Source organism: Mesorhizobium sp. M4B.F.Ca.ET.089.01.1.1, from assembly GCF_004022605.1.
Taxonomy (GTDB): domain Bacteria; phylum Pseudomonadota; class Alphaproteobacteria; order Rhizobiales; family Rhizobiaceae; genus Mesorhizobium; species Mesorhizobium abyssinicae.
This window is the reverse complement of record NZ_RZOS01000916.1, coordinates 1-1,032: the sequence shown is the minus strand read 5'-3', so window position 1 is coordinate 1,032 and position 1,032 is coordinate 1. Positions and strand designations below refer to the sequence as shown.

The window sequence follows — 1,032 nt, the reverse complement described above, 5'->3', positions numbered from 1 at the left end:
CTGCAGGGCATCGCCGGCAAGGTGATGCAGGAGATCGCGGGCTTGGATGTGTTGGCCATAGAAGCATCCGCGTCCATCCCCGATTGAGAAAGGCGAATCTAAACTGGATATCGGGTTTGGGAACGAGGGCAAGCTGCCCTTTGTTACGGATGATCCGTCAAAGGCGGAACGCAACGCCAAGAAGCCGCCGCGCTGAACCCCCTCGCCCGGCCGGGTCATCAGATTGCTATGCAGCCTCCGGTTTTTGAGCCAAGCTGTGCGGGCAATGAAAGCCTGCCCGTGACAGACCGCGAAATCCACCTCTACCTCGATGACAGCGGCAGCCGAGAGCCGGACCGAGAGCCAAAAGAGAAGCGCCGCGACGAGATGGATTATTTCGCCCTCGGCGGGATCCTCATCAACGAGGAAGATGTCGATGAGCTCTACAGTCGCCACAAGGCCTTTTGCCAGCAACACGGCATAACGTACCCCCTACACTCCTGGGCGATCAGGGGCGGGCGCGGCGACTTCGGCTGGCTGAAGAAGCCTGAGGCTGCCTACGAGTTCCTGGGTGACCTGGAACGGATGCTGCTCTCCCTGCCCGTCATTGGGATTGCCGCAGTCATCGACCGCCCGGGCTATGTGGCCCGCTACCGCGACCGGTATCAGGATCAACTTTGGTTCATGTGCAAGACCGCCTACTGCATCCTGATCGAGCGCGCCGCTAAATACGCCCGCAGCCAGGACTGCAAGCTGCGCGTGTTCTTCGAACGTGCCGGCAAGGCGGAGGACCGTGATCTGGTGGCCTATATGCGCATCCTGAAGACGCAGGGCATGCCGTTCGACGGCGCCAACTCGGCCGGCTACGGGTCGTTGACCGCAGAAGAGTTCAAGGACATCGTGCGAGGTGAGCCCCGCGGCAGGACCAAAGCCACACCGATGCTGCAGATCGCCGATCTCTACCTCTATCCGATGGCCAAGGGCGGATATGACCCGTCCTACCGGCCCTATAGGGCCGGTAGGACGGGTCATATCCGCCCTTGGCCATCGGAT

General features: G+C 61.2%; 2 protein-coding genes. One reads left to right on the top strand and one right to left on the bottom strand.

All coding sequences use genetic code 11. The features are described from left to right. On the bottom strand, positions 1-219 hold a 219-nt coding region (locus EN780_RS39900; protein ID WP_210215087.1), incomplete at its 3' end, for a hypothetical protein. A gap of 9 nt (positions 220-228) precedes the next feature. Here EN780_RS39900 and EN780_RS35005 point away from each other — a divergent pair. Further along, positions 229-1,032: DUF3800 domain-containing protein (locus EN780_RS35005; protein WP_133372898.1), on the top strand; the 804-nt coding region annotated here is incomplete at its 3' end.